The sequence below is a fragment of the Mycobacterium sp. SMC-13 genome, from assembly GCF_045311035.1.
Lineage (GTDB): Bacteria > Actinomycetota > Actinomycetes > Mycobacteriales > Mycobacteriaceae > Mycobacterium.
The window spans coordinates 39,276-62,818 of record NZ_JBJIAI010000016.1 but is presented as its reverse complement, the minus strand read 5'-3'; the positions used below and the strand labels follow the sequence as shown (position 1 = coordinate 62,818).

General features: G+C 68.9%; 18 protein-coding genes. 16 read left to right on the top strand and 2 right to left on the bottom strand.

Annotated elements, in window-relative coordinates; all coding sequences use genetic code 11:
• Nucleotides 1–12 precede the first annotated feature (12 nt).
• From ACJH6I_RS21680 to ACJH6I_RS21610, 15 genes are all read left to right on the top strand, one after another.
• Nucleotides 13–825, top strand: coding sequence for an alpha/beta fold hydrolase (locus tag ACJH6I_RS21680; protein ID WP_406784474.1), 813 nt, complete (start codon nt 13–15; stop codon nt 823–825).
• 40 nt (nt 826–865) lie between these two features.
• Entirely contained in the window at nt 866–2,845 is a 1,980-nt protein-coding gene (locus ACJH6I_RS21675) for an alpha/beta fold hydrolase (RefSeq protein WP_212812315.1), read from the top strand.
• A gap of 9 nt (nt 2,846–2,854) precedes the next feature.
• Nucleotides 2,855–4,114: a trans-acting enoyl reductase family protein gene (locus tag ACJH6I_RS21670; protein WP_346414375.1), complete on the top strand. Its 1,260-nt coding sequence runs from the start codon at nt 2,855–2,857 to the stop codon at nt 4,112–4,114.
• A gap of 98 nt (nt 4,115–4,212) precedes the next feature.
• Entirely contained in the window at nt 4,213–4,845 is a 633-nt protein-coding gene (locus ACJH6I_RS21665) for a DUF937 domain-containing protein (RefSeq protein WP_212812313.1), read from the top strand.
• Between the two features lie 52 nt (nt 4,846–4,897).
• A complete protein-coding gene (locus tag ACJH6I_RS21660; RefSeq protein WP_212812312.1) occupies nt 4,898–7,567 on the top strand; it encodes a valine--tRNA ligase in 2,670 nt (889 codons plus the stop codon).
• A complete protein-coding gene (locus ACJH6I_RS21655; RefSeq protein ID WP_212812311.1) occupies nt 7,564–9,000 on the top strand; it encodes a folylpolyglutamate synthase/dihydrofolate synthase family protein in 1,437 nt (478 codons plus the stop codon). Before ACJH6I_RS21660 ends, ACJH6I_RS21655 begins: the two co-directional genes overlap by 4 nt.
• Nucleotides 8,997–9,371, top strand: coding sequence for a DUF4233 domain-containing protein (locus ACJH6I_RS21650; protein ID WP_212812310.1), 375 nt, complete (start codon nt 8,997–8,999; stop codon nt 9,369–9,371). Before ACJH6I_RS21655 ends, ACJH6I_RS21650 begins: the two co-directional genes overlap by 4 nt.
• Before the next feature lie 50 nt (nt 9,372–9,421).
• Entirely contained in the window at nt 9,422–9,832 is a 411-nt protein-coding gene (gene ndk / locus ACJH6I_RS21645; protein ID WP_212812309.1) for a nucleoside-diphosphate kinase, read from the top strand.
• 315 nt (nt 9,833–10,147) lie between these two features.
• The gene (locus ACJH6I_RS21640; RefSeq protein ID WP_406784473.1) at nt 10,148–13,138 is read left to right on the top strand and encodes an Rne/Rng family ribonuclease; all 2,991 of its coding nucleotides are present in this window, start codon (nt 10,148–10,150) and stop codon (nt 13,136–13,138) included.
• Nucleotides 13,139–13,330: 192 nt separating this feature from the next.
• On the top strand, nt 13,331–13,654 hold the full coding sequence (gene rplU / locus ACJH6I_RS21635; RefSeq protein WP_020102181.1) for a 50S ribosomal protein L21: 324 nt from the start codon (nt 13,331–13,333) through the stop codon (nt 13,652–13,654).
• Nucleotides 13,655–13,672: 18 nt separating this feature from the next.
• Entirely contained in the window at nt 13,673–13,930 is a 258-nt protein-coding gene (gene rpmA, locus ACJH6I_RS21630; protein ID WP_020102180.1) for a 50S ribosomal protein L27, read from the top strand.
• A gap of 80 nt (nt 13,931–14,010) precedes the next feature.
• A complete protein-coding gene (obgE, locus tag ACJH6I_RS21625) occupies nt 14,011–15,471 on the top strand; it encodes a GTPase ObgE (RefSeq protein WP_212812307.1) in 1,461 nt (486 codons plus the stop codon).
• On the top strand, nt 15,468–16,589 hold the full coding sequence (gene proB, locus ACJH6I_RS21620) for a glutamate 5-kinase (RefSeq protein WP_406784472.1): 1,122 nt from the start codon (nt 15,468–15,470) through the stop codon (nt 16,587–16,589). Before obgE ends, proB begins: the two co-directional genes overlap by 4 nt.
• A 131-nt stretch (nt 16,590–16,720) precedes the next feature.
• Nucleotides 16,721–17,344: a PIG-L deacetylase family protein gene (locus ACJH6I_RS21615; RefSeq protein ID WP_020102177.1), complete on the top strand. Its 624-nt coding sequence runs from the start codon at nt 16,721–16,723 to the stop codon at nt 17,342–17,344.
• Nucleotides 17,345–17,348: 4 nt separating this feature from the next.
• Complete coding sequence (locus ACJH6I_RS21610; RefSeq protein WP_406784471.1) at nt 17,349–18,656, top strand: protoporphyrinogen/coproporphyrinogen oxidase; 1,308 nt, start codon at nt 17,349–17,351, stop codon at nt 18,654–18,656.
• Here the strand turns inward: ACJH6I_RS21610 and ACJH6I_RS21605 are convergent.
• The gene (locus ACJH6I_RS21605) at nt 18,632–19,471 is read right to left on the bottom strand and encodes an NAD-dependent protein deacetylase (protein WP_318985526.1); all 840 of its coding nucleotides are present in this window, start codon (nt 19,469–19,471) and stop codon (nt 18,632–18,634) included. The genes ACJH6I_RS21610 and ACJH6I_RS21605 overlap by 25 nt on opposite strands.
• Nucleotides 19,472–19,529: 58 nt before the next feature.
• On the opposite strand from ACJH6I_RS21605, the gene ACJH6I_RS21600 reads away from it, so the two are divergent.
• Entirely contained in the window at nt 19,530–21,572 is a 2,043-nt protein-coding gene (locus tag ACJH6I_RS21600) for an NAD(+) synthase (protein ID WP_406784470.1), read from the top strand.
• Nucleotides 21,573–21,878: 306 nt separating this feature from the next.
• Here the strand turns inward: ACJH6I_RS21600 and ACJH6I_RS21595 are convergent, their stop codons facing one another.
• Nucleotides 21,879–23,486, bottom strand: a complete 1,608-nt coding sequence (locus tag ACJH6I_RS21595) for a DUF222 domain-containing protein (protein ID WP_406784469.1) — start codon at nt 23,484–23,486, stop codon at nt 21,879–21,881.
• Nucleotides 23,487–23,543: the final 57 nt, after the last annotated feature.

Genomic DNA, 23,543 nt, shown 5'->3' with positions numbered 1-23,543 from the left:
AACTATGGGGACATGGCGACGCATGACATCGCGACCGGCCTCGGCGCCCTGCAGGTCCACGTCAGCGGCTCCGGCGACCCGATTCTCCTGATGCCCAGCCTCCTGACCGACCACACGCTGTACGCCGCGCAGGTGGCGCACTTCTCCGGCCGGTACACCACCATCGCGATCGACCCGCCAGGACAGGGGCGCAGCGAGCCGCTGCGCAGTCCTTTCACCTTCGAGGCCAGTGCGCGGGCATATGTGGACGTCCTGGACGCGCTGGGGCTGCCGTGGGCGCACCTGGTCGGCAATTCGTGGGGCGCCATGATCGGCGGCACGATCTCGGCGACGTTTCCGGAACGGGTCGGATGCGCGGTACTGCTCAACGGCACGGCGTCGGAGGGCGCCAGATGGGACCGTCTGCAGCTCGCGCTCGCGGCCCGGATGACCCGGCTGGCCGGGAGCCCGCTCTTCGTGCGGTCGACGGTCGTGCCGCGATTCCTCGGGAAGACCACCCGCCGCCAGCGTCCCGACCTGGTCGACGGACTGGTGACGATGATCACGGGCAACGAGGCCCGGTCGGCCAGCTTCGCGGTGGAGAGCATCGTCGTCAGGCGTCCCGACCAGCACGCGCTGTTCGGCCGCATCAACACCCCGACCATGGTCGTCGCCGGTCGCGAGGACGCGAGCTTTCCCGTTGCCGAAGTGCGCCGGATGGCCGAGGCGATTCCGGGCTCGGAGTTGGTGGTCCTGGATCGGATCGGCCACCTGGCCGCCTATGAGGCGCCCGACACCGTCAATGCCCTCATCGACGACTTCCTCGACCGCCACCCCAGGCAATGATCGCGCGAGGCGGCGCCCCGTCATGTGCTAACAACGGAGCATGGCCCTGACACCGTTCGACGACCTGGATACGTACTTCTCACTGCCCCGGGTGTCCGGGCTCGCGGTCTCACCCGACGGCCGTCGCGTCGTCACGATGATCAGCGAGCTGAACGCCAAGGGCACCGAATTCGTCACCGCGGCTTGGGAACTCGACCCCGACGGTCAGCGCGAGGCGCGCCGGCTGACGTACGGAGCCAAGGGGGAGTCCCAGCCGGCCTTCACCGCGGCCGGTGACCTGCTGTTCGTCGCGGCCCGTCCCACCGACACCGACGACGACCCGCCGGCGGCGCTGTGGCAACTGCCCGCCAACGGCGGTGAGGCACAACGACTTCTGGAGCTGGCGGGCGGCGTCACGGGCGTGCACGCCGCCCGCGCGGCCGACGTCGTCGTGGTGACGGCGCCGATGCTCCCGTCGGCCGGCACGCCCGAGGACGACAAGCGGCTGCGCACCCTCCGCAAGGACAAGAAGGTGTCGGCAATTCTGCACACCGGGTACCCGGTGCGGCACTGGGACCACGACCTGGGTCCCGATCACGCGCACCTGCTCCGCGTCGAATCGGGTGCGGCCCATGACATCACGCTGCAGCCGGGGATGGCATTGAACGAGGCCACCGTGGCGGTCAGTGCGGACGGCAGCTTCGCCGTCGCGTCGTGGCAGGTCCCCGCTGCGGGGGCCGCGCTGCGCAGCGTGCTGGTCCGCATCGACATCGCGACGGGGGAGCGCACCGTGATCGCCGACGACCCGGCTGCCGACCTGGGGCACCCGGCGATCTCGCCCGACGGCACCACCGTCGCGTACCTGCGGGAGACGCTCTCGACACCCGCGCAGGCGCCGCGGATCACGCTGTGCCGCCAGGTCTTCGGTGCCGAGCCGGTGGAGCTCACCGCGCACTGGGACCGCTGGCCGGCATCGGTGACCTGGTCGCACGACGGGTCGAACCTGCTGGTCACCGCGGACGACAACGGCCGGGCGCCGATCTTCGCCGTCGACCCGTCGAGAGGCGTCGTTACCCAGCTGACGCACGACGACTTCGCGTACGGCGAGGTGCGGCCCGTCGCCGGCGGTGCGCTGTATGCCCTGCGCAGCAGCTACCTGACGCCGCCGCATCCGGTCCGCGTAGACGCCGACGGATCCGTCACCGTGCTGCCGGGCGTCGAATTTCCCGAACTGCCAGGCGAATTGGTCGAGCTGACGGCGACCGCGGACGACGGCACGCCCGTTCGTTCCTGGCTGACACTGCCGGCCGGCGACGCGCCCGCGCCACTGCTGTTGTGGGTGCACGGCGGGCCGCTGGGCAGCTGGAACACCTGGCACTGGCGGTGGAATCCCTGGCTGCTCACCGCGCTCGGCTACGCGGTGCTGATGCCGGACCCGGCGCTGTCCACCGGCTACGGTCAGGACTTCATCCAACGTGGCTGGGGCGCTTGGGGTTTCGCGCCGTATACCGACCTGATGGCGGCCGTCGACGCGGCATGCGCGCACCCGCGCATCGACGCCGGCCGGATCGCCGCCATGGGCGGCTCGTTCGGTGGCTACATGGCCAACTGGATCGCCGGGCACACCGACCGGTTCGCCGCCATCGTCACGCACGCCAGCCTGTGGGCGCTCGATCAGTTCGGGCCGACGACCGACGGCGCCTACTGGTGGGCCCGTGAGATGACACCCGAGATGGCCGAACGCAATTCGCCGCACCGCCATGTCGAGAACATCAGGACGCCGATGCTGGTGATCCACGGCGACAAGGACTATCGCGTCCCGATCGGCGAAGGACTGCGGTTGTGGAACGACCTGGTGACCCGGTCGGGGCTACCGGCCGACGACACCGGTGAAACTGTGCACCGCTACCTCTATTACCCGTCCGAAGGTCATTGGATCGCCGCGCCGCAGCACGCCAAGATCTGGTACCAGGTGGTGACGGCATTCCTGTCCGAGCACGTGCGCAAAGAACACGTCGACCTGCCGGAGACCCTCGGTTAGGTTGGCAGCATGACCGCACCGCAGCGCGAATTCGACATCGTCCTCTATGGCGCCACCGGCTTCGTCGGGAAGTTGACCGCCCAATACCTGGCCGAGAACGGAGGGCAGGCGCGGATAGCGCTGGCGGGCCGGTCGATGGACAAACTGGCCGCGGTCCGCGACTCGCTCGGCGCGGCCGGGCAGAACTGGGGCCTGATCCAGGCCGATGCCGCGTCGCAGCACACCCTGGATGCCATGGCCGAGCGGACCCAGGTGGTCGCCACCACGGTCGGGCCGTACCTCAAATACGGCCTGCCGCTCGTGGCAGCGTGTGCCGCCGCCGGCACCGACTACGCCGACCTGACCGGCGAGAGCCTCTTCATCCGCGAGAGCATCGACCTGTTCCACAAGCAGGCCGCCGACACCGGTGCGCGCATCGTGCACTCGTGCGGATTCGATTCCATCCCTTCGGATCTCACCGTCTACGCGCTGTACAAGGCCGCCGCGGCGGACGGCGCCGGCGAGCTCACCGACACCGACTACGTGCTCCGCGGATTCTCCGGCGGGGTATCCGGCGGCACCGTCGCCTCGATGCTCGAGCTGTTCACGCGGACGTCCGGTGACGAGGAACTGCGCCGGACCATGATGGACCCGTACACGCTGACGACCGATCGCGGTGCGGAGCCCGACCTCGGCCACCAGACCGACACCCCGTGGCGCCGGGGCCGCGACATCGCCCCCGAACTCGCCGGCACGTGGACCGGTGCCTTCGTCATGGCGGTGGCCAACACCCGCATCGTGCGGCGCAGCAACGCACTGCTGGGCTGGGAGTACGGGCGCCGCTTGCGGTACTCGGAGCACATGAGCCTGGGGTCGTCGCCCATCGCGCCGGTGGCCTCGGCGCTGGGTACCGCGGCCAACGCGGCCGTCATGAACCTCGGCAGCCGCTTCTTCAACAAGCTGCCCCGCGGCCTGATCGACCGTGTCGTGCCGAAGCCCGGGACCGGCCCCAGCGAGCAGGCGCGGGACAAGGGCTACTACCGCGTCGAGACCTACACCCGCACCACCAGCGGCGCCCGGTACCGCTCGGTCATGGCGCAGCAGGGTGACCCGGGCTACAAGGCGACCGCGGTGCTGCTGGGCGAGAGCGGGCTGGCGCTGGCCCTCGACCGCGACCGGCTGTCGGATCTGAAGGGCGTGCTGACGCCGGCCGCGGCGATGGGCGATGTGTTGATGACGCGGCTGCCGGCCGCCGGCGTCACGTTCGAAACCGAGGCGCTGGGGCGCTGATTCGCGCAGCAAGCGCCGAAGTGCTGTGCCTCGCCGCCGACCCGGCTAGTGTCGGCGGCGAGGCGCTTCACACACATCGGTGACGAGGGGAACATGCCATGGCTGGTCTTGACGAACTGCTCAATCAGATTCCGACACAAGAGATTGCGGCCAAGCTCGGCGCTGATGAAGGGGAGGTGAACAGCGCCGTACAACAGCTGGTGCCGTTGCTGCTCGGCGGTGTACAGCAGACCGCGCAGGACCACCCCGACACCGCGGCCGGCCTCGAAAGCGAAGCCGCCGATCACGCGGCGAGCGGGCTGCTCGACGGTGGCGTGACGGTCGACCAGGTCAACCAGGACCAGGGCGCCGACGCCGTCGCGAAGATCTTCGGCGGCAACGACAGCGGCCAGGTGGCGTCGGCGCTGGCCGGCGGTGGCGCGGGTAACAGTGAGCTGATCCAGAAGCTGCTGCCGATCCTGGCGCCCATCGTGCTGGCCTACATCGGCAAGCAGCTCACCGGCGGCGGCGCAGCGTCCACGCCCGCGGCGTCCGGTGGCGGTGGTCTCGGCGACGTGCTGGGCAACATCCTCGGCGGCGCGCTGGGCGGTAACAACGCCGGCGGCAATACGAGCTCCGGTGACAACCCGCTCGGCAGCATCCTGGGCAGCGTCCTCGGCGGTGGCGGCAACCAGGGCGCCGGCGGCGTGCTCGGCAGCGTCCTGGGCGGGCTGTTCGGCAACAAGAAGTAGGCCCCGAGGGGCAGTTTTACGTCCGGTCACCGGGTTTACCTAGAATTGGCCGGTGACTGCCAGCGATACGCCTGATCCCACGACCGTGAACGCGGCCGATGCCCTGCCCAAAACGTGGGATCCGAGCGCGGTAGAAGCTGACATGTACCAGGGCTGGGTCGACGCCGGGTACTTCACCGCCGACCCGACCAGCGACAAGCCGCCGTACTCCATCGTGCTGCCGCCGCCGAACGTCACCGGCAGCCTGCACATGGGCCACGCGCTCGACCACACCCTGATGGACGCGCTCACCCGGCGGAAGCGCATGCAGGGTTACGAGGTGCTGTGGCTGCCCGGCATGGACCACGCTGGTATCGCCACGCAGACCCTGGTCGAGAAGCAGCTTGCCGCCGACGGCAAGACCAAAGAGGACTTCGGCCGCGAGGGCTTCGTCGAGAAGGTCTGGGAGTGGAAGCGCGAGTCCGGCGGCACCATCGGCGGCCAGATGCGCCGCCTGGGCGACGGCGTCGACTGGAGCCGGGACCGCTTCACCATGGACGAGGGCCTGTCGCGCGCCGTCCGCACCATTTTCAAACGGCTGTTCGACGCCGGCCTGATCTACCGCGCCGAGCGGCTGGTGAACTGGTCGCCGGTGCTGGAGACCGCGATCTCCGACCTCGAGGTGAAGTACGACGACGTCGAGGGCGAGTTGGTCTCGTTCCGCTACGGCTCGATGAACGACGCCGAGCCCCACCTGGTCGTGGCCACCACGCGACTCGAGACGATGCTCGGTGACACCGCCATCGCGGTGCATCCCGACGACGAGCGCTACCGCGCGCTGGTCGGCAAGACCCTGCCGCACCCGTTCCTGGACCGCGACATCATCATCGTGGCCGACGAGCACGTCGACCCCGAATTCGGTACGGGCGCAGTCAAAGTCACGCCGGCCCACGATCCGAACGACTTCGAGATCGGACTGCGGCACAACCTGGCGATGCCGACCATCATGGACACCAAGGGCGCCATCGCCGGTACCGGAACCGAATTCGACGGCATGGATCGGTTCGAGGCCCGCGTCAAGGTGCGCGAGAAGCTGGCCGCCGAGGGGCGGATCGTTGCCGAGAAGCGGCCGTACCTGCACAGCGTCGGGCACTCGGAGCGCAGCGGCGAGGCCATCGAGCCGCGGCTGTCGATGCAGTGGTGGGTCAAGGTCGAATCGCTGGCCAAGGCCGCCGGTGACGCAGTCCGGAACGGCGACACCGTGATTCACCCGACCAGCCTGGAGCCCCGCTGGTTCGCCTGGGTCGACGACATGCACGACTGGTGCATCTCCCGGCAGCTCTGGTGGGGACACCGCATCCCGATCTGGCACGGCCCGGACGGCGAGACCGTGTGCGTCGGCCCCGACGAGGAGCCGCCGGCCGGCTGGGAGCAGGACCCCGACGTGCTCGACACGTGGTTCTCCTCGGCGCTCTGGCCGTTCTCGACCATGGGCTGGCCCGACAAGACGCCGGAGCTCGAGAAGTTCTATCCGACAACGGTTCTGGTCACGGGCTACGACATCCTGTTCTTCTGGGTGGCCCGCATGATGATGTTCGGCACCTTCGTCGCCGACGATCCGGTGCTGGGCGGCGCGAAGGTGCCGTTCGAGAACGTCTTCCTGCACGGGCTGATCCGCGATCAGTTCGGGCAGAAGATGAGCAAGTCCAAGGGCAATGGCATCGACCCGCTGGACTGGGTCGAGACGTTCGGCGCCGATGCGCTGCGCTTCACCCTGGCCCGCGGTGCCAGCCCCGGTGGCGACCTGTCGATCGGTGAGGACCACGCCCGCGCGTCCCGCAACTTCGCGACCAAGCTGTTCAACGCAACGCGTTTCGCGATGATGAATGGTGCGGCGCCGGCTCCGCTGCCGGAAGCCGCTGAGCTCACCGACGCCGACCGCTGGATTCTGGGCCGTCTCGAAGAGGTCCGGGCCGAGGTGGACAACACGCTCGAGCGCTACGAATTCAGCCGGGCCTGCGAGGCGCTGTACCACTTCGCGTGGGACGAGTTCTGTGACTGGTACCTCGAGCTCGCGAAAGCCCAACTGTTCGAAGGTGGTTCGCGCGCCGAGCACACCAAGGCGGTCCTGGCCGCGGTGCTCGACGTGCTGCTCAAGCTGCTGCACCCGGTGATGCCGTTCGTCACCGAGGCGCTGTGGAAGTCGCTGACCGGTGGCGAGTCGCTGGTCATCGCGGAATGGCCGCAGGCCTCCGGTGTCGCGCTCGATCAGGATTCCGCGCAGCGGATCACCGACATGCAGAAGCTCATCACCGAGGTCCGCCGGTTCCGTAGTGACCAGGGCCTCAACGACCGGCAGAAGGTGCCCGCCCGCCTGGTGGGCATCAGCGAGGCCGACCTGGATGCCCAGGTGGCCGCGGTGACCTCCCTGGCCTGGCTGACCGAGCCGGCCGACGGCTTCAATCCCTCGGCGGCGGTGGAGGTCCGGCTGTCCAAGGGCACCGTCGTCGTCGAGGTGGACACCTCGGGCACCGTCGACGTCGCCGCCGAGCGGCGCCGGCTGGAGAAGGACCTGGCCGCCGCGCAGAAGGAACTCGCCCAGACCGCAGGCAAATTGGGTAACGAGGCGTTCCTCGCGAAGGCGCCGGAGGATGTGGTCGCCAAGATCCGGGCCCGCCAGCAGCTCGCCCAGGAAGAGGTCGACCGGATCAACACCCGGCTGGCCGGCCTGCCGTCCGCATGAGCACCCCCACACCCGACGAGATCGCCGAACTGCTGCAGGTCGAGTATCTGCTCGACCAGCGGTGGCCGGAGACCAAGATCGAGCCGAGCACCGTCCGGATCGAGGCGCTGCTGGAGATGCTCGGTTCGCCGCAGCGCGGCTATCCGAGCATCCACGTGGCCGGCACCAACGGCAAGACCTCGGTCACCCGGATGATCGACGCGCTGCTGACGGCGTTCTCGCGGCGCACCGGCCGGACGACGAGCCCGCACCTGCAGGCCGCCACCGAACGCATCGCGATCGACGGAAAGCCCATCAGCCCAGCGCAATACGTCGCCACCTACACCGAGATCGAGCCGTTCGTCGAGATTGTCGACCGGCAGTCGGAAGCGGGTGAGCTGGGTGAGCCCGGCCCCAAGATGAGCAAGTTCGAGGTGCTCACCGCCATGGCGTTCGCCGCGTTCGCCGACGCACCCGTGGACGTCGCAGTCATCGAAACCGGCCTCGGCGGACGGTGGGATGCCACCAACGTCGTCGACGCCCCGGTCGCCGTCATCACGCCGATCGGCCTGGACCACACCGATTATCTCGGCGACACCATCGCCGCGATCGCGGGGGAGAAGGCCGGCATCATCGCCCGCCAGCAGCCCGACCTGGTGCCCGCCGGCACCGATCCCAGCACTGTCGCGGTGATCGCCCGCCAGGTTCCCGAGGCCATGGAAGTGCTGATGGCGCAGGCGGTTACGGCCGACGCCGCCGTCGCCCGTGAGGAGTCCGAGTTCGCCGTCCGCGCCCGGCAGGTCGCCGTCGGGGGGCAGCTGCTGGAACTGCAGGGCCTCGGCGGTGTCTACACCGACATCTTCCTGCCACTGCACGGCGAGCATCAGGCGCACAATGCCGTCCTGGCGCTGGCTGCCGTCGAGGCGTTCTTCGGCGCCGGTGCCGACCGTCAGCTCGATGTCGACACCGTCCGTCAGGGCTTCGCGTCGGTGACCACCCCCGGCCGCCTGGAGCGGATGCGCAGCGCCCCAACGGTGTTCATCGACGCCGCGCACAATCCGGCCGGCGCCGCGGCGCTCGCCGACGCATTGCAGACCGAGTTCGAGTTCCGGTTCCTGGTCGGCGTCATCTCGGTCATGGCCGACAAGGACGTCACCGGCATCCTGGCCGCGCTCGAGCCGGCGTTCGACCTGGTGGTGGTGACCCACAACGGGTCGCCGCGCGCCATGGACACCGAGACGCTGGCGTCCCTGGCCGAGGAGACCTTCGGCCCCGAACGCGTCGTCACCGCACCGAACCTGCCCGACGCCATCGAGGCGGCGACGGCGCTGGTGGAGCAGTCGGGCAACGACTACGGCTCGTCCGACGGGTTCTCCGGCGCGGGCATGGTGATCACCGGTTCGGTCGTGACGGCCGGTGCGGCCCGCACCCTGTTCGGAAAGGACCCGGCATGACCGCCCCGAACCAGCCCGACCCCTGGAAGAGCTTCCGCGGCGTGATGGCCGGCACCCTGATCCTGGAAGTCATCGTGGTGCTGCTGGCGCTGCCGGTGGTGTCGGTGTTCCACGGCGGCCTGACGCCGCTCAGCAGCGGCTACCTCATCGGCATGGCGGTCGTCCTGGGCCTGTTGTCGGGGATGCAGGGCCGGTCGTGGGCGCTGTGGGTCAACATCGGGATGCAGTTCGTGCTGATCCTCGGCGCGTTCATCGACGTCACCATCGGCATCGTCGGCATCATCTTCCTGCTCGTCTGGGTCCTGATCGCGTACCTGCGGTCCGAGGTCAAGCGCCGCCAGGACCGCGGCCTGCTGCCCGGCCAGCAATGAGCTGCGCCCGAATCGCTCCATTCGGTTACTGAACTAGTACGCTGTCCGCCGTGACTGAGCAGACCCTTGTTTTGATCAAGCCCGACGGCGTCAAGCGCAACCTGATCGGCGAAATCATCAGCCGGATCGAGCGCAAGGGCCTGACCTTCGCTGCACTGGAGCTGAAGACCGTCAGCGTGGAGCTGGCGACCAAGCACTACGCCGAGCACGAGGGCAAGCCTTTCTTCGGTGACCTGCTGGAATTCATCACCTCCGGCCCGGTGGTGGCCGCCATCGTCGAGGGCCCGCGGGCCGTCGCCGCTTTCCGGCAGATCGCCGGCGGCACCGACCCGGTGGAGAGGGCCGCGACCGGCACCATCCGTGGTGACCTGGCCCTGGTCACCCAGGACAACTTGGTGCACGGCTCGGATTCCCCGGAGTCCGCGGCCCGTGAAATCGCCTTGTGGTTCCCCGGTAACTGACACTGTGGTCCGCCGGTAGCTGAGCTACCGGCGGCACCTCGTCGGAGATTGGCCGACGATGTGGGATACTGGCGTACGGGTGACCTGCTTCATACCAGGAGCGGACGCCCGGATGAAGACTTAGACGACGCGACCACCCGGAGTAATCCGGGTGCGGCGCCGACCGTCCAGCCATCATTCAGCCAGGCACCGAGGGCTCCCCGTGGGCCGCTAGGTGCGAGACCACAACAATCTCGGGAGAAGTTCCCCGAGCCAATACAAGAAGCCCTCGCGTGGCCGCGTCGCACGACGCGCCCGGGGGCTTGAGGAGAATACGTGGCCGACGATGCCCAACTTGAAGCCCGATCCGAAGACGCCAGCAGCGCAGCGGAGCCGATAGAGCTCCCCGAGCGCCTGCGGATTTTCTCGCTCGCCCGGATCCTCGGGACGACCAGCAAGAAGATCACCGAGACCCTCGCCGGGGTCGACGGTAGGCCCCGCAACCCGGCGTCCACGGTGACGCGCGCCGAGGCCGAGCGAGTCCGTGACCTGCTGGGACTCGGTGGCGAGGCGACGCAGGACCCCGCACCGGCCGCGACCGTCGAGCCGGCGGCCGAAGTGCTGGTCGAGGTCGTCAGCGAAAGCACCGAAGTGACCGCCGAGGTCGCCGTCGAAGCCGTCGACGTCGCCGAAGCCGCCGTCGAGATCGCCCGCGAGGCGGCCGATGCCGGTGCCGCGGAGCCCGACGAAGACGAGCCCGAGTCCCGCCTGCTACTCGAGACGGTCCCGGCGCCCGCTGCCGAGCCCGCCGACTACCTGCCGCTGTTCGTGGCGCCGCAGCCCGTGACATTCCGGCCGCCCGCCGAGCCCGACGACTTCGCCGACGACGACACCGCCGACGATGCGGCCGACGCCGCCGACGAGGGCGGCGAGGACGGCACCGACGAAGACGGCGAGCGGCCCGCCAACCGGCGCCGCCGTCGTGGCCGCCGGGGTCGTGGCCGCGGCCGGGGTGAACAGAGCAGCGACGACGCCACCGACGGTGACGCCGAAGGCGAGACGCAGGATGCGTCGGCCGAAGGTGACGAGGACACCGACGGCGAGGCCGACGAAGACGCCGGTGACGACGACGCGAACGCGTCCGACGGTGCCAGCCGCCGTCGCCGCCGTCGTCGCCGCCGCAAGTCGGGCGGTGCCGGCGGTGACGATGCCGATGGTGAGGCCGGTTCGCCCGACGATCCGCCCAACACCGTCGTCCACGAGCGCGCCCCGCGCACCAAGTCGGACAACAACGAAATCCAGGGCATCACCGGGTCCACCCGGCTCGAGGCCAAGCGGCAGCGCCGTCGTGACGGCCGGGACGCGGGCCGGCGCCGGCCGCCGATCCTGAGCGAGGCCGAGTTCCTGGCCCGCCGCGAAGCCGTCGAGCGCGTGATGGTGGTGCGCGACAAGATCCGCACCGAACCGCCGCACGAAGGTGCCCGCTACACCCAGATCGCCGTGCTGGAAGACGGCGTCGTGGTCGAGCACTTCGTGACGTCCGCCGCGTCGGCCAGCCTGGTCGGCAACATCTACCTCGGCATCGTGCAGAACGTGCTGCCCTCGATGGAGGCGGCGTTCGTCGACATCGGCCGGGGCCGCAACGGTGTGCTCTACGCCGGTGAGGTCAACTGGGAGGCTGCCGGCCTCGGCGGCAACAACCGCAAGATCGAGCAGGCGCTCAAGCCCGGCGACTACGTCGTCGTCCAGGTCAGCAAGGACCCGGTCGGGCACAAGGGCGCGCGCCTCACCACGCAGATTTCGCTGGCCGGGCGCTACCTGGTGTACGTGCCGGGAGCGTCGTCGACCGGCATCAGCCGCAAGCTGCCGGACACCGAGCGTCAGCGCCTGAAGGAAATCCTCAAGGAGGTCGTGCCCGCCGACGCCGGTGTGATCATCCGCACCGCGTCCGAGGGCGTGAAGGAAGAGGACATCCGCGCGGACGTCAACCGGTTGCAGGAACGCTGGACCGAGATCGAGACGACGGCTGCGGAGACCAAGGCCAAGGCCGCCGGCGCCGCCGTGGCGCTGTACGAGGAGCCCGACGTCCTGGTCAAGGTCATCCGCGACCTGTTCAACGAGGACTTCTCCAAGCTCGTGGTGTCGGGTGACGAGGCCTGGAACACCATCAACGGCTACGTGAACTCGGTTGCGCCCGAACTGCTTTCGCGCATCTCGCAGTACGAGCCCGCCGGCGGGCCCACGGGTCCGGACGTGTTCTCCGTGTACCGCATCGACGAGCAGCTGGCCAAGGCGATGGACCGCAAGGTCTGGCTGCCCTCGGGTGGCACCCTGGTGATCGACCGCACCGAAGCCATGACCGTCGTCGACGTCAACACCGGCAAGTTCACCGGTTCGGGCGGCAACCTGGAGCAGACGGTCACCCGCAACAACCTCGAAGCGGCCGAGGAGATCGTCCGTCAGCTGCGGCTGCGGGACATCGGCGGCATCATCGTCATCGACTTCATCGACATGGTGCTCGAATCCAACCGCGACCTGGTGCTGCGCCGCCTGACCGAGGCGCTGGCCCGGGACCGGACCCGCCACCAGGTGTCCGAGGTCACCTCCCTCGGACTGGTGCAGCTGACCCGCAAGCGGCTCGGCACCGGCCTGATCGAGGCGTTCTCCACGACGTGTCCGCACTGCGCGGGCCGCGGCATCATGCTGCACGGCGATCCGGTGGACACCGCGTCGGCGAACGGCCGGAAGGCCGAGGCCGCCGGCGGCGCCGGTGGTGGCGGCCGGCGCAGCAAGCGCGCCAAGAAGGCCGCGCCGCGCGTCGAGGAGACGCCGGTGGCCAAGGTGCCGTCGCATCCGCAGGGCGAGCACCCGATGTTCAAGGCCATGGCGGCCGCGAACGGCAAGCACGAGGACGAGCTCGACGACGAGGACGCCACCGAGGACACCGAGGGCCTGGCCGACGAAGCGGCCGACGGCGACGCCGTCGAGTCCACCGAGGTGCTGACCGAGCTGGACACCGATGAGGACGTCGAAGAGGACGAGGACTCGGAAGACGATGAGCTCGAAGTCGAGCTCGACGAGGACTTCGAGGACGGCGACGACGACAGCGATGAGCTGGACCTCGACGACGACACCGACGAAGACGACGACTCGGACGAGGACGACTCGGATGAGGACGACGACGAAGACGACGAGGACGACGACGACGACGAGGACGAGGCTGATCAGCCCGCTGAACCGGTCGTCGCCCAGGTTCCCGTCGTCCGGCAGCGGCGCCGCGCTGCGGCCCGTCCCGCCGGTCCGCCGGTCGGAGGTGTCGATGGCTGATGCCGTGAGGGTCCACGCGGTTTGACCCTCGATTAACTGGTCACGTACCCTTGACCAGTTGTCGCCTGGCCGACACCGGCGACATGGAGAGCTGCGGACGCCCGCGCCGCTCCAACCTAAGACCCGCGCTCGCAGCCTTCGGGTGGCGCGCGCCCCGCAGTAGACGAAACGAAGAACAGAGGAACACCAACGATGGCAGCCGATAACGCCACGTACGCAATCGTCAAGACTGGTGGCAAGCAGTACAAGGTTGCCGTCGGTGACGTGGTCAAGATCGAGAAGCTCGACGCTGAGCAGGGCGCCTCGGTGTCGCTGCCCGTCGCTCTCGTGGTCGAGGGTGCGAAGGTCACCACCAGTGCCGACGCGCTGGCCAAGGTCGCTGTCACCGGTGAGGTGCTCGAGCACACCAAGGGCCCGAAGATCCGTATCCACAAGTTCAAGAACAAGACCGGCTACCACAAGCGCCAGGGCCACCGTCAGCAGCTGACGGTCGTCAAGGTCACCGGCATCAAGTAAGTAAGGGAGCGAACAGACATGGCACATAAAAAGGGCGCGTCCAGCTCTCGTAACGGTCGCGATTCAGCCGCCCAGCGACTGGGCGTCAAGCGTTTCGGCGGCCAGGTCGTCAAGGCCGGCGAGATCCTCGTCCGTCAGCGCGGCACTCACTTCCACCCGGGCGTGAACGTCGGTCGCGGTGGCGACGACACCCTGTTCGCCACGGCCGCCGGCTCGGTGCTCTTCGGCTCCAAGCGTGGTCGCAAGACGGTCAACATCGTCCCGGTCGAGGCTTAACCTTTTCCCACGAGGTGTGAAGCTGCCACGAGGTTTCGCCTCGTGGCAGCTTTTCTTTTTCTTGAGGGAGAGGACGTCAGATGGCACCCCGGTTCGTTGACCGTGTGGTGATCCACGCACGCGCCGGTAACGGCGGCAATGGCTGTGCATCGGTACACCGGGAGAAGTTCAAGCCGCTCGGTGGGCCGGACGGGGGCAACGGCGGCAAGGGCGGCAGCATCGTCCTGGTCGTCGACCCGCAGGTGCACACCTTGCTGGACTTCCACTTCCGCCCGCACGTCGATGCGCCGTCCGGTAAGCCCGGCGCCGGCAGCAACCGCGACGGCGCCGCGGGCGCCGATCTCGAGGTCCACGTGCCCGACGGCACCGTCGTGCTCGATGAGCAGGGCCGCATGCTGGCCGACCTGGTGGGCGCCGGTACCCGCTTCGAGGCCGCCGCGGGTGGCCGCGGTGGGCTGGGCAACGCCGCGCTGGCCTCGCGGGCCCGCAAGGCGCCCGGTTTCGCGCTGCTGGGGGAGAAGGGCGAGATCCGGGATCTCACCCTCGAACTCAAGACGGTCGCCGATGTGGGCCTGGTCGGTTTCCCGTCGGCCGGGAAATCCTCTCTGGTGTCGGCCATCTCGGCCGCCAAGCCGAAGATCGCGGACTACCCGTTCACCACACTCGTGCCCAACCTGGGTGTGGTGTCGGCGGGCGACAACACCTTCACCGTCGCCGACGTCCCGGGCCTAATCCCCGGTGCTTCGGAAGGCCGTGGCCTGGGCCTGGACTTCCTGCGGCACATCGAGCGCTGCGCCGTGCTGGTGCATGTGGTCGACTGCGCGACCCTCGAGCCGGGCCGCGACCCGATCTCCGACATCGAGGCGCTCGAGGCCGAGCTGGCCGCGTATACGCCCACGCTGCAAGGGGATTCGACCCTGGGTGACCTGGCCGAGCGCCCCCGCGCGGTGCTGCTCAACAAGATCGACGTGCCCGACGCCCGCGAACTCGCCGACTTCGTGAAGGACGAGGTGGCGGCCAAGTACGGCTGGCCCGTCTACGAAATCTCGACCGTGAGCCGAGATGGCCTGCGCCCGTTGACCTTTGCCCTGTGGGACATGGTCGCGGCATACCGTGCCGCGCAGCCGGTCGTGGCCCCGCGCCGGCCGATCATCCGGCCCGTCGCGGTCAACGAGACCGGCTTCACCGTCGAATCCGACGGCTCGGGCGGCTTCATCGTGCGCGGCACCCGGCCGGAACGCTGGATCGCCCAGACGGCCTTCGACAACGACGAGGCCGTCGGCTATCTCGGTGACCGCCTGGCGCGCCTGGGCGTCGAGGACGAACTGCTCAAGATGGGCGCCCGCGCGGGCTGTGCGGTGACCATCGGCGACGTCACGTTCGACTGGGAGCCGCAGACGCCCGCGGGTGTCGACATGCAGATGTCCGGTCGCGGCACCGACATTCGCCTGGAACAGACCGATCGCGTCGGGGCCGCGGAACGCAAGGCGGCCCGTAAGGAGCGCCGTCGGTCAGCGGAGGATGCCGAGGAAGACCTGTGACGCAGGGCTCCGGCACGGTCTCGGCGCATCGCGAGGCCGTGCGCACCGCACGCAGCGTCGTCGTCAAGATCGGCACCACGGCGCTGACCTCGCCCAACGGCATGTTCGACGCCGGCCGGCTGGCTACGCTGGCCGACGCCATCGAGAAGCGGATGAAGGCCGGATCGGACGTCGTGATCGTGTCGTCTGGCGCCATCGCCGCGGGGATCGAGCCGCTCGGCCTGAGCCGGCGCCCGACGGACCTGGCCACCAAGCAGGCCGCGGCCAGCGTGGGGCAGGTGGCCCTGGTCAACTCGTGGAGCGCGGCGTTCGGCCGGTATGACCGGACCGTCGGGCAGGTACTGCTCACCGCCCACGACATCGCCCAGCGCGCGCAGCACAACAACGCGCAGCGCACGCTGGACCGGCTCCGGGCGTTGCACGCGGTGGCGATCGTCAACGAGAACGACACCGTGGCCACCAACGAAATCCGGTTCGGCGACAACGACCGGCTGTCGGCACTGGTGGCGCAGCTGGTGGGGGCCGACGCGCTGATCCTGCTGAGCGACATCGACGGTCTGTATGACTCCGACCCCCGCAAGGGCAACGCGCGCTTCATTCCCGAGGTCGCCGCGTCGGGTGACCTCGACGGCGTATCGGCGACCGGGGGCAGTCACCTGGGCACGGGCGGTATGGCCTCCAAGCTGTCGTCTGCGCTGCTGGCCGCCGATGCCGGTGTGCCGGTCCTGCTGGCGGCCGCCAGCGACGCTGCCGCCGCGCTGACCGACGCGTCGGTGGGTACGGTCTTTGCGGCGCGTCCCGAGCGCATGTCGGCGCGGCGGTTCTGGGTGCGCTACGCCGCCGAGACGACGGGGACCCTGACGCTGGACGCCGGTGCGGTGCGGGCCGTCGTCGGGCAAAGAAAATCGTTGCTGCCCGCCGGGATCACCGCGGTCGCCGGGCGCTTCCACGGCGGCGACGTCGTCGAGCTGCACGGTCCCGACGGCACCGCGGTGGCGCGGGGCGTCGTGGCCTACGAAGATTCCGAGCTCGCGGGCATCATCGGCCGGTCCACGCCCGAACTGCCCGTCGAGCTGCGCCGACCCGCGGTGCATGCCGATGATCTGGTAGCAATTTGACGTCGACTTCGTGTGTATTTGGCTAGAATCGACGCCTCGTTCGGTGTTTTCCCTGCTGGAGAAGGCCTACCCATTAAATTAGGGTTATGCTGCCTTCGACACCTGACGCAGCAAACAGAATTGAGGGGGCGATGGCGAGACAGTCCGTGCTGGCGGTCGGCGCGCATCCCGATGACATCGAACTGGGCTGCGGGGGTGCGCTGGCAAAGCATGTCGCGGCCGGCGACCGGGTCACGATGTTGGTGGTGACCCGCGGCGAGGAGGGGCCCGGCGACTCGCAGGAGCGGGTGCGTGAACAGCTCCGCGCGGTGGAGGTGCTCGGCGTCCACGAACTGCTGTGGGGTCAGGGCTTCGGCGACTGCCGCGTTTCGCTGCAGGAGTTCGAGCTCGTCCACCTGATCGAAGACGCCATCGAAAAGTCTTCTGCCACAATCGTTTACACCCACACGGCCAACGACAGTCACCAGGACCACCGGGTGGTCTCGCGGTGTACCCTCGGTGCGGCGCGCTGGGTGTCGTCGATCATGACGTACGGCGGGCCGTCGGCCATCGGTTTCAATCCGACGGCGTTCGTCGACATCTCTGACTCGCTGGACAAGAAGATCGAAGCCCTGATGTCGCACGTGTCGCAGGCCGAGGCCAGCGAGAAGGTCAGTGCCTCGTGGGTGCGCAGTTCCGCTGAGCACTACGGCTTCCTGTGCCGCCGGGCATTCGCCGAGGGCTTCGAACCGGCCCGACTGGTCGTCGATTTCTGACCCTGTGCCGACCTTTCTCATTGTCGGCGCCGGCCCGACGGGTTTGGGCGCTGCCGTCCGGCTGACCGAACTCGGGGTCGACCATCTGGTGGTGGATGCCGGTGATCAGGTCGGCGGCATGGCCACGTCGGTGCGCGACGAACACGGTTTCACCTGGGATCTCGGCGGCCACGTGCTGCACAGCCACTTCGCGGAATTCGACCGTGCGGTCGACGCCTCGGGCGTGAAGATGAACGACGTCGCCCGCAACGGCTGGGTGTGGCTCGACGGCAGCGGGCCGCAGAGTCTGGTGCCCACGCCCATCCAGCAGCAACTCGCCGAGATGCCGACCGACCTGTACCCGGACGCACCGCTGCACAACCTCGCCGACTATTACCGCAACAATTTCGGTGGCAAACTTTTTGACGAGTTTTTCGGCCCCTACAACTACAAGATGTGGACGGCCCCGCTCGAACACATCGACCACGAATGGACATCGTTGCGCAGCGGCAGCGCCGCGCCGAACGTACCGCGCCTCGGGCTGGCCGGCTCGGCGCCGGCCCCCGCGGGCAGTTTTCCGTATCCGATCGGCGGCACCGGTGCACTGTGGCAGGGCGTGCACGACCAGATGCTGGCGCCCGGCACGGTGCGGCTGAATACCCGCGTCGTCGACGTCGATGTGGCCGGGCGGGTCGCGACGCTGGACGACGGCTCGACCGTCTCCTACGACCACTGCGTCAGCTCGGCGCCGCTGACGACGGCCTGGGGCTGGCTCGGTGGCGCCGGCGCACACGGGACGGCCGAGCGAAACACGTTGTGTGCCAGTCGGATCTACGCGGTCGGGCTGGGCTACCGGGGTGCGGCGCCGGACGCGCTGGCCGACAAGACCTGGCTGTACTGCCCGGACCTGGGCGTGCCGTGGTACCGGGCCACGATGCTGAACAACTACGACCCCACCAACGCCGGCGACGGCCGCTGGAACGTGCTGTGCGAGGTGCCGCTGCTGCCCGGACAGCCACTGACCGCCGACGACGCGGTGCGGCGTACCGAGGAATCACTGCGGGCGCTGGGGGCCGAGTCGGAGTACGTGGTGAGCCGGTTCGTGCGGGAAGTGCCGATGGGCTATCCGGTGCCGACCCTGGGCCGTGACGACATCGTGCGGACCGTCGACGAGCGGCTGCGCGCGCACGGCTTCTACAGCCGCGGCCGGTTCGGTGGCTGGCGCTACGAGTCGTCGAACCAGGACTACGGCTATCTGCAGGGCCGGGAGGCCGTGGACAACGCGCTGTCCGGTACTCCGGAGGATGTCTACTGGCACCCGGAGAGGTTCTGAGCGGCCAATTCGCCGGACAGCAGCGCGAGCATTTCCGAACAGCCACTCTCGATCTTCACCGTGGCCAGGTCGTCGCCGCGGGTGGTGCCGCGGTTGATGATCGCGACGGGCTTGCCGGCGGCGGCCGCGTACCGGACGAAGCGGTAGCCCGAGTACACCGTCAGCGATGATCCCGCGACCAGCAGCGCGTCGGCGGCGTCGACCAGGGCGTACGCCTGTTGCACGCGGTCTTTCGGCACGCTGTCGCCGAAGTACACGATGTCGGGTTTGAGGATGCCGCCGCAGCGTGGACAGTCCAGGTACCGGAATGTCGCGGTGTCCTCGACGGTGGCGTCGGCGTCGGGGGCCACGCCGATACTTCCGACCTCGGCCCGTTCGGTGAAACCGGGATTGAGCCGTTCCAGTTCGACGGCCAGCGCGGCCCGGGTCATGGTGTGTCCGCAGCTCAGGCAGACGACCTGGGCGTACGTGCCGTGCAGGTTCACCACCGTCTGGGAGCCGGCCTTGGTGTGGAGCAGGTCGACGTTCTGGGTGATGACGCCCGTCACCAGGCCCGCGCGTTCCATGGCGGCCACGGCGCGGTGGCCGGCGTTGGGCCGGCGTGCGGCCATGTGCCGCCAGCCGATGTGGTTGCGGGCCCAGTACCGCTGCCGGAAGGCCGGCCCGGACAGGAACTGCTGGATGGTCATCGGATTGCTCGGCGGCGAGTCCGGCCCGCGGTAGTCCGGGATGCCCGAGTCGGTGGAGATGCCGGCGCCGGTCAGCACGGCGAGACGCCGGTCGGCCAGCAGATTGACCAGTTCAGGAGCCTGCACGTCATCGAGGGTAGGCCGTCCACGGAGTTGCACCACGTGTCGATGCAACAATCGAGACGTGGACTTCTACTCCGCCTACCGACACGGATTCGTCCGCGTCGCCGCGTGCACGCACCACACCGCACTCGCGGACCCGGCGACCAACGCCGCGTCGGTGCTGCGCCTGGCCCGCGAGTGTCACGACGACGCCGTCGCATTGGCGGTGTTCCCGGAACTGACCCTCTCGGGGTACTCGATAGAGGACATCCTGCTGTCGGACACGCTGCTGGAGTCGACGACCGAGGCGCTGGCGTCGATCGTCGAGGCATCGGCCGACTTGCTGCCGGTTCTGGTGGTGGGCGCGCCGCTGCGGCACCGGCACCGCATCTACAACACCGCGGTGGTGATCCACCGCGGTTCGGTACTCGGCGTGGTGCCCAAGTCGTACCTGCCGACCTACCGCGAGTTCTACGAATCGCGTCAGATCGCGGCCTGCGATGATGCCGAGGGCACGATCCGGCTGAACGGTATCGACGTGCCGTTCGGCCCCGACCTGTTGTTCGCCGCCGCTGATCTGCCGAATTTCGTGCTGCACGTGGAGATCTGCGAGGACATGTGGGTGCCGGTGCCGCCGAGTGCGACGGCCGCGCTGGCCGGTGCGACGGTGCTGGCGAACCTCTCCGGCAGCCCCATCACCATCGGCCGGGCCGACGACCGCAAGCTGCTGGCCCGCTCCGCGTCGTCGCGATGCCTGGCGGCGTACGTGTATGCCGCCGCGGGGGAGGGTGAGTCCACAACAGACCTGGCCTGGGACGGCCAGACCATGATCTACGAAAACGGCGTGCTGCTGGCCGAATCCGAGCGTTTTCCGTGCGGCGAGCGACGGTCGGTGGCCGACGTCGACACCGAGCTGCTGGCCGCCGAGCGGTTGCGCATGGGGACGTTCGATGACAACCGGCGCACCTTCGCCGACCGGACATCGGATTTCCGCCGCATCGAGTTCACGCTCTCGCCGCCGGCGGGCGACATCGGCCTGCTCCGGGAGGTCGAGCGCTTCCCGTTCGTGCCGGCGGATCCCGCGCGGCTGCAACAGGATTGCTACGAGGCGTACAACATCCAGGTGTCCGGTCTGGAGCAGCGCCTGCGGGCGCTGAACTTCCCGACCGTGGTGATCGGCGTGTCCGGCGGGCTGGACTCCACGCACGCGCTGATCGTGGCGGCCAAGGCGATGGACCGCGAGGGCCGTCCGCGCAGCGACATCCTGGCCTTCACCATGCCGGGTTTCGCGACCGGCGATCGCACCAAGAACAACGCGACCGCGCTGGCGAAGGCGCTCGGAGTTACGTTCTCGGAGTTGGATATTCGGGACACCGCGCGGCAAATGCTGGGCGAGATGGGGCATCCGTTCGCCCGCGGTGAGGCCGTCTACGACGTGACGTTCGAGAACGTGCAGGCCGGCCTACGGACGGACTTCCTGTTCCGGTTGGCCAACCAGCGCGGCGGCATCGTGCTGGGCACCGGCGACCTGTCCGAGCTCGGCCTGGGCTGGTGCACCTACGGCGTCGGCGACCAGATGTCCCACTACAACGTCAACGGCGGGGTGCCGAAAACCCTGATCCAGCATCTGATCCGGTGGGTGATCTCCTCGGGTCAGTTCAACGCCGACGTCAACGAGGTGTTGCAGTCGGTGCTGGACACCGAGATCACCCCGGAGCTCGTTCCGGCGACCGACGGTGAGGCAGTCCAGAGCAGCCAGGCCAAGGTGGGACCGTATGCACTGCAGGACTTTTCGCTGTTCCAGGTGTTGCGGTACGGCTTCCGGCCGTCGAAGATCGCATTCCTGTCCTGGCATGCGTGGCACGACGCCGACGCCGGTGACTGGCCGGCCGGCTTCCCGGACGACGAGCACGTCGCCTACTCGCTCGCCGACATCCGGCACTGGCTGAAAGTCTTCGTCCAGCGGTTCTATTCGTTCAGTCAGTTCAAGCGGTCGGCGCTGCCGAATGGTCCGAAGGTGTCCGCCGGCGGCGCGCTGTCCCCGCGCGGGGACTGGCGGGCGCCGTCGGACATGTCGGCGCGCATCTGGCTCGACGAGATCGACCGTAACGTGCCGGAGGCCTGAACGGGCCGGCGTTCCTGACCCCGCAGCAGAAAACCTACCCTGATCATCCACGGCACGGTCGACGACCTCATCACGCTCGATCCGGCGAGCCCCATCCAGAACCAGCTCCTGACGAGCGAGACCTCAACTGACTGGACCGCTTCCAATGGGTCGACCAGGATGGGCAGTTCTACACATCCGACGTGATGCCGACCGACCCGAGTTTCCACGGCACCCCGATCAACTCGCCTCGACCACGCCGTACCAGAGCTTCACGTCGGCCGGGGTCATCAACGTGTCCTCGGTGGCCGTGTAGCCGCACCGGCTTCAGAACGGTGGCGAGCTGTCGCCGTCGATGAGTTGTTGGGCGAGTTGGAGTTTGGCTTCGGCGGTCGACTCCGACGCCAAGAGCTCGGCCCAATTGAGTTTGCGCTCGTGCCGGGTACGTCGAGCGCGGTCGTCGATGCGGGTGCGCCGGCGGGTGGGCATCATGAGGTCGCGACCGGGTTGATCGCTGGTGGTCGCCGTAGCCGATGGTGGCGGCGCTGCCGATGGTGGCGGCGCTGTGGTAGGGAAGTGCCTGTCGGGAAACAGGATTCGGCTACCGGGCACGGTCGTGTATGTATGCCCGGTGGGTGCGGTCCACACGATGGTGCCGTCCGGGTTCTGCCGGGTGTGCCATCCGGTTGCGCCGCTGTAGAACGTTTTGACCAGGTGGTGCTTGCGGCACTTCGGGCTGAGATTGCCGGGATGCGTGGCTCCGGCCGGCCAGGGGATGGTGTGGTCGAGGTCGGCGTCCACGGCGGGGCGGTCGCAGCCGGGGTGCATGCAGGTGATGTCCCGCATCCGCACGTAGCGGTCGAGCGCGGTCGACGGCCGGTACCGCGGTTGCCCGTCGGCCGGAACCTGCGGCGTGGTAACCATTTTCACGCTCGCACCCCGGGCGGCCAGGTCTGCCATGACCACCGCGGGTATCACCGGCCCGCCGGACAGATAGCCGACCACGCTCTGGTCGACGACAGGCTCGGGCTCAGGCAGAGGCGCGAGTGCCTCGGCGACCGGAGTGTTTGCCGTCACCGGCGGTGCGGCCTCCGGCGCATCGAGCAGAGGATCGCTGATCGGTTGTGGCGCAGCGCCAGTCAAGACATTTATGACGACGGCTGCGGCGCGCGGATCGGCTCCGGCTGCCGGGCAGTCGGGTTTGCCGCAGTGACAGGGCAGCCGATCGCCACGGACGGCCAGGATGCCCAACGCGTCGGCGCGGCGCTGGGCGAGGCTGCGGGGATCGTCGGGGCAGACTTCGTGGGCCATGGCGGTGAGGGTGCGCTTGAGCAGTTCGGCGTCGGTGGCCAGCAGCAGGGCCCAGACGGACGTGACCCCTGCTGGGTCGCCGGGCTTGCCGAACTCGACGTCGCGGCCGCGGACGGCGCCTCGGGTGCGGCGCACGGCGGCGGGGTCGAACTTTTCGATCCAGCTGTCGATCTGCGCCATGGTGTCGGCTTTGGACAGGGGTCCCCATTCGCGCGCGGAGCCCGCCATGGCGACGTCGATGAGGGCGAGCGTGGCCGGGTCCTGGACGTGTTCGGTGTGCCAGCAGATCTGGGTCACCAGCTGTAGGGGTAGATCTCCGGCGGCCAGGAGGGCGCCGACTTCGGGGAGGCGGTCGCGCAGGGCCAGAGCGAGCTGCATCTGGCTGGCGGCTTGCCAGCGGTTGATGGTCAGCGCGGCGCCGATCTCGGCGGCAGCGGCATCCCAACCGTCGCACGCCCATAGGTCGCGGTCCTCGTGGTCGGTGCAGCGGCGGTGAGTCAGTTCGGCGATGGCGGCCAGGCGGCGGCCGGCGTGCTGGGCTTCGGTGCGGGTGGCGCTGGTCATCATGTCGACCAGGGAAGCGTCGTCGGCTTCCCGGGTTGCGATGACCAAAGATTCGAACATGCTTTCGATTCTAGCGGCGTTTACTGCTTCAATCTTCCTGGCAGGCAACGATTGTGG